Consider the following 6,424-nt stretch of genomic DNA (forward strand, 5'->3'; position numbering starts at 1 on the left):
GGATTAGGAAGTTGGTATGGTTTAAAACAAAAACCACTCAGTATGATATGCTGTTGAAGGTATTTATCTAAAGAGAATTTTCAGCGGAATCTCGTAATAACCGAAAGTTTATTAATGATAATGAAGGTGAAATATATATGCAGATAGTCTTGTGGATCGTCGGCATTGGGGCGATATTTTTTCTATCATACGGAATCTTTCCGACTGTGCTGTTACGAATGTTTTCAATAGGCATGGTGAAAATAGGGGAATTTAAGAAAACACTTTTTCTGACGTTTGACGATGGCCCGAATCCGGTCTATACCCCACAAGTGTTGGATTTATTGAAAAAATATGATGTGAAAGCGACCTTTTTTGTCGTTGCTGAAAAAGTCCTTGATCATCCGGAGCTTATCAGACGGATGAGACAGGAGGGGCATACGATAGGAATCCATCATTATCACCATACAAACAGCTGGTTCCTCACGCCATGGTCTACAAAACGGGAAATTAGCAGAAGTGTGGAAATCATCGAAAACCTGACTGGCGTAAAACCGGCTTATTATCGTCCTCCATATGGACGATTCAATTTGTTTACGCTTTTTTTTGCAAGAGATTTTACAATTGTGCTCTGGTCTGCGATTTTTCAAGATTGGCGAAATGGACCTGATGCGAGTGGATTACAACAGCGTTTGATCGCCCGGATATCAGAAGGGCAGATCTACCTGCTTCATGATGATGGTGAGGATGCTGGAGCGGATTCAGATGCACCGGCACAAATGATCGAAGCATTGAAAGGATTTCTTCCACATGTTCGTCGCCGTGGTTTCCGTTGTGTGTCGTTAGAAGAACACCTGGGTAAAAAATCAACAGAAGAACAGAAGTGGTCTGTATGAATCACGAAAATATAATGCTTGCTCTTGAAACCTATGGATATTGGATAATACTTGTTACGCTTTTTTGCGGTGTAGTCGGAATTCCTGCACCCGAAGAGACGTTTCTTGTCTTGATAGGCATGCTTACCGCACAACATCACTTTGAGATGGTATGGACTGGGCTCAGCGCTTTTTGCGGTTGTTTATCCGGTATGGTGATCGCTTATTTGATCGGGCGGTTTCTTGGCCTGCCTTTCCTGAACAAATACGGAGGTTTTTTAAAAGTCACTCCAGCTCGTTGGGAGAGGATGAGTGCTAAATTCCATCGTTATGGAACTTTGACGATTTTATTCGGACTGTTCATCCCGGGTTTGAGACAGCTTGCCCCGTATATTGCAGGCACCAGCCGTTATCCATTTGCGGGATATATCGTCTTCTCGATTATCGGAAGTGCGCTTTGGGCGCTCAGTTATATTGTCATCGGTTTCTTTATCGGGGACCAGATCCCGTTGAACTATCTCCCGTGGGTCGGCGTGGCAGCATTGTTACTCTTCGCCGGAACGATATGGATCAAAAAAAGAAGCGTGAAAGGAGGGAGCAGAGCATGAAGAAAATATTGTTTTTACCGCTGTTCCAAATGCCATCAGGCCATCACCGGGCAGCTGATGCTTTGATCGAATCAATTCAAAACTCGGATGAAACGATCATTTGTAAAAAGATTGATTTCCTAAGTTATTGGAATAAGCCATTGGAAAAGACGATTGGAAATATGTATTTAAAATGGATCAGCTCGCTCCCAAAAACCTATCATTGGGTATACAAGCGGTTCATGTACGAGCCAAAAGACCAGCAGACTTCCTTGTCGATCGATTATGTGAACATGCTTGGTTTTGAAGAGAAGATGCTCGAATTATTGAAGGAAGAGAAACCAGATCTGGTCGTCTGTACGCATTGTTTCCCATCAGCGATTGTGAGTCGTTTAAAACGAAAGTATCGGACTTCAATTCCAACAGTGAACGTTTATACAGATTTTTTTGTAAATGGCATTTGGGGAAAAGAAGATATCGATCTCCATCTGGTGAATGATGAATCGATGAAAAAGGTTTTGATGGAACAGCATGATGTAAGAGAAGATCAGATTTCGATCACTGGTATTCCGACAAGTGATGATATTGTGTCTTATTCTGATCGTCACCCGTCCGATAAAAAGCACATCCTTGTTGCAGGCGGTAGCAGCGGTGTCGGGAACATCCTCCCGATGTTGAAAAGTGTTCGAGGAAATGCACGTTATCAATATACTGTTCTATGCGGTAAAAACGATAAGCTATTCAGAGAATTGAAGTCTTGGAATCTAGCACATATCCAGCCTGTAGGATATATTGAAAGCCGTGAAGAGATGAACAGGCTTTACGAACGTGCAGATGCCATCATTACAAAACCAGGAGGTATAACGATCAGCGAGGCCCTGAAAAAAAGGCTGATCATCTTTGTCCACTCCGCTTTACCAGGACAAGAGCAATATAATCTAAAAGGTCTGGAAGAAAAAAGACTGATCATACCGCTTGGAGACCAGAAATCTGAACACGCAATTGCACTTATACTTGAAAATGAATGGCGCAGGAAGCAGATTTTCAACCGGATGGATGACTACCTTGCTTCTGCTGAGAGTTCCGCCAAAACTGAAATCGTCAAATTGATGGACGAACCAGCGATGCTCAGTATCCAACCAGGGTGAACAGACATGAAGGACGACACGGGATGTCGTCCTTTTTTTGTCGTGCGTACTGGTGCGAAGCGGTTTGGCCGGATTATCGGGAAAACCCGCTGGATTACCCTCCATAGTGGCCGGAATATCTTCAGATTTGGCCGAATTCACGGAACCACAACCCATCAAAAAAGGAAAAGGACGACGGTTGTCGTCCTTCCTTCTAATCTAAAATACTTTTTCCGTACTTATTTTGCCGGTTACTGTACGCATTTGGATTGCCATTCGTGCAAAAACGATGCCGAACAAAGCAAAGACGATATAGAGGATGCCCATCCCGACTCCGCCGATTGCCTCCCCGATAATGATCCCGAGTGCCCCAGCCATTTTGCCGATTTGAAAGACAAATCCATTGAAGGCCATATAAGCGCCACGCTTCGAATCATCGACGATATCAGCTAGAATTGATTGCCGTGTCGGTACATACATCAATTCTCCGATCGAGAGGACTACTACAGCGAGGGCGAGGGTCATCAAGTCGTTCGAGAATGCCAAAATACCATAGCCAAGTCCGAACAGGATGAATCCGGTATACATGATCGGTTGCTCCGGCTTATTGCGAATCCATTTCGCGACAATTCCCGTAAAAAGCACGATGATGATCGTGTTTTCAACGGTCAGTAGACTCAGAAGTTTTACCCCATCGATCGACATATCAAGACCGCTAAAAAGCGAGAATGTCTTCGGAATGATCTCCTTTTCCAATCTCACCGCAATGAAATTGTTTCGTTGGAACTCGATTGATAGCACTGCAATCCCACCGAGTATGAACAACACGAATGGAATGTCTGTGATGACAGTCTTATAGCTTTTTAAAATAGGCTTGATTCCATAGGGCTTCGTTGTCGTGCCTTCCGGCGTGTAGGTTTCATTGATGAGTGTGGAAGTCATCCAAAGTGTGACCAGCGACATCAAAAACAAGGCGAGCAACAACTCGAAAAAGTGCGATTTATAGAAGAAACCTCCAACAATCAATCCAAGCATGAGTGACATGTTCACTGCCCAGTAATTGATTGCATACATGAAGGCACGGGTTTCTTTTGTACTGACGTCGATCAACATCGCTTCTGCAGCCGGATTGACAAGGCCGGAGGCGACTCCGATGATTGTCATCATGGCAAAAGTCACCCATGGAGAGGTGTACCAAGGTGAATTGGCGAGAATCATACCGACAAAACCGATCACTTTCATCCATTCTCCCGTCACCATCATTCTTTTACGGCCTAAAATATCTGCCAGGTACCCGCCATATAAACCAGCGACGAATTGGATGATGACATTGATCAATAACAACGTCCCAGCCCAGAAAGCATTGATCGCATTTGTAAAATAGATCGCCATGAACGGAAAAATCATGGATCCGATCAATCTGCTTAGAAAAGATGTGTAAATACGTATTCGAATATTCGGATGTAAATCTTTCAACATATTGCTCACTCCCTTGTCATTATTTTGCATTTTCGAAAAGGGGATAAAAAGGGTATAATGAAAAGAATTATGTCCCCTTTTCTAGGAGGTATTCGATGAAAGACTTATCTTATTACCAGCTGCGTGCTTTCCTTTATCCAAGGGAAAAAGAAAGAACAGCAGCTTTCAAACTGAGCGAACTTGAAAAGGTCTGGTACTGTACTCAGAAAAATGTTAAACGGAAATTGAAAAAGTTCGAAGCGGATCATCTGGTAGTATATGAACCTGGCAGAGGGAGAGGGAATCCTTCTAAACTAAAGTTTCCACTGCCTTTTCAAGAGGAGATTGAAACGACCGTCACCAACTATGTGGAAGAAGAACGGATGGATGATCTCATTCATCTTTTGCAGCTTCCGATACCGAAGTCCTGGATCACCAACATCTCTGACAAAATCCAAACGCTCTTTGGAGTGCAATCCAAAAGTCCGACAAAGGATGTTTTACGATCGATCTTCAGAAACGAGCTTACTAGCCTCGACCCTGCCCAAGTATCGATCACCTTTGAAAGCTATCTCGTCCAGCAGCTCGGCGACAGCCTCGTTACATACGATTCGAAAAATGACACGATAAAACCGCATCTTGCCCATCACTGGAGGGTGGATGAAGAACATAGAACGTGGAACTTTTATCTGAGAAAAGGGGTCAGGTTTCATCACCAACGCATTTTGACGAGTGAGGATGTCCTTCATACGTTTAAACGGATCAAGCGCGGATCACCGTATTATTGGATGACAGAAGAAATCGAACAGATTGACTGTCCTTCACCTTTTATCGTCACGTTCCATTTGAAAAAAGGGAATCCATTTTTCGCACGGTATCTAAGCACACATAATCTTTCTATTCTACCAGCCGATGTCTCGTTCGATGACAGTGAGTGGATCGGGACAGGGCCGTTCAAACTGAAAGTGAAATCAGAAAAGAAGTTGGTTCTTGAGGCATTCGATCACTATTTCCTGGAGCGGCCATTATTGGATGAGATCGAATTTTGGAAAGTACCACAACCAACTACAGGCCAGGTCAGCTTTCAAATCGAAGGGGCGAAGGATAGTGAAGGATTTCTCGAGAAAGAAGAGATCGAAGTCGGCTTCAGGTTTTTCGCATTCAATTTCAACCGGCAATCTGCCATTCATGATCCCTCGTTCCGCGAAGCAATTTATCACCTGTTTGATGTGAAGAAGATGTACCGTGATCTGGGACGTGAAGAACCGATTGAGGCGTCAAGTTATTTTCATTGGAAATCGGAAGCACAACACCGTGATCTCACTCGAGTTGAGCAGTTGCTTAGAAAGTCTGGTTACAAGGGAGAGACGCTTTCCCTTTTTTCACTTGATTATGCACGAGCGATTGAAGAGGCTGAATGGCTGATAAACGAGGCGGGCAGGTATGGGGTACATTTCCACCATGTCCCTTTCCGGATCGATGATTTCTACTCATCAGAACTGCAGGAAAAAGCAGATGTGCTTTTCATGGGCGAGGTAGCCTCGCATGATCATCATCTTTCGTTTTTGGGAGCTTTTAAAAATGATGCCTTGTTGTTCCGGCGGTTGTTTGGTAAAGATCATCTTGAAAAGATCGATGGATGGTTGGATAAGTTTAAAAGGGAAGCTACAGCAGATGGCCGTGAAAAGTGGATGGAGGAAATTGAAAATTATATTAACGCGAATCGGCTGTTTCTGTACATGAATCATCCTGTAAAAAGGCGGAGCTACCACCCTATGATCCAGGATGTGCAATTCGCCTCCTTCGGCAACATCGATCTGGGTAAGCTGTGGATTCAGTGATTTTTCAATAGGCACTTTGGGACGGTTTTTTCGTAGGAGGCCGGATTGAGACAGAGTTCCGGTTTTAGCACTCGCTCCTGTCCCTTAAAGAGCTGTTAAGGGACAGAGATACGCATTTTACACTTGCACCTGTACCCCTAAAGAGCTGTTAAGGGACAGAGATTTGCATTTTGCCCTTGCCCCTGTCCCTTAAAAAGCTGTTAAGGGACAGAGATACGCATTTTACCCTTGCACCTGTCCCTTAAAGAGCTGTTAAGGGACAGAGATACGCATTTTGCCCTTGCCCCTGTCCCTTAAAGAGCTGTTAAGGGACAGAGATTTGCATTTTGCCCTTGCCCCTGTCCCTTAAGGAGCTGTTAAGGGACAGAGATACGCATTTTGCCCTTGCCCCTGTCCCTTAAAGAGCTGTTAAGGGACAGAGATTTGCATTTTGCCCTTGCCCCTGTCCCTTAAGGAGCTGTTAAGGGACAGAGATACGCATTTTGCCCTTGCCCCTGTCCCTTAAAGAGCTGTTAAGGGACAGAGATTTGCATTTTGCCCTTGCCCCTGTCCCTTAA

Annotated in this window: 5 protein-coding genes; 4 read left to right on the top strand and 1 reads right to left on the bottom strand. The window is 44.2% G+C overall.

Features of this window, described 5'->3' with window-relative positions:
• Positions 1–137 precede the first annotated feature (137 nt).
• Genes N8M93_RS12035 through N8M93_RS12045 form a run of 3 tightly spaced genes read left to right on the top strand, consistent with a single transcriptional unit; the run spans position 138 to position 2,589 of the window.
• On the top strand, positions 138–875 hold the full coding sequence (locus N8M93_RS12035) for a polysaccharide deacetylase family protein (RefSeq protein WP_261132153.1): 738 nt from the start codon (positions 138–140) through the stop codon (positions 873–875).
• Entirely contained in the window at positions 872–1,462 is a 591-nt protein-coding gene (locus N8M93_RS12040) for a DedA family protein (RefSeq protein WP_261132155.1), read from the top strand. The genes N8M93_RS12035 and N8M93_RS12040 overlap by 4 nt, the downstream gene beginning before the upstream one ends.
• Complete coding sequence (locus tag N8M93_RS12045) at positions 1,459–2,589, top strand: MGDG synthase family glycosyltransferase (RefSeq protein WP_261132157.1); 1,131 nt, start codon at positions 1,459–1,461, stop codon at positions 2,587–2,589. Before N8M93_RS12040 ends, N8M93_RS12045 begins: the two co-directional genes overlap by 4 nt.
• Before the next feature lie 198 nt (positions 2,590–2,787).
• Here the strand turns inward: N8M93_RS12045 and N8M93_RS12050 are convergent, their stop codons facing one another.
• Entirely contained in the window at positions 2,788–4,047 is a 1,260-nt protein-coding gene (locus N8M93_RS12050) for an MFS transporter (protein WP_261132158.1), read from the bottom strand.
• 95 nt (positions 4,048–4,142) lie between these two features.
• On the opposite strand from N8M93_RS12050, the gene N8M93_RS12055 reads away from it, so the two are divergent.
• The gene (locus N8M93_RS12055; RefSeq protein WP_261132160.1) at positions 4,143–5,867 is read left to right on the top strand and encodes an ABC transporter substrate-binding protein; all 1,725 of its coding nucleotides are present in this window, start codon (positions 4,143–4,145) and stop codon (positions 5,865–5,867) included.
• The last annotated feature ends 557 nt before the right edge of the window (positions 5,868–6,424 follow it).

The organism is Bacillus sp. Marseille-Q3570, from assembly GCF_946151055.1.
Taxonomy (GTDB): Bacteria; Bacillota; Bacilli; order Bacillales; family Fictibacillaceae; genus Pseudalkalibacillus.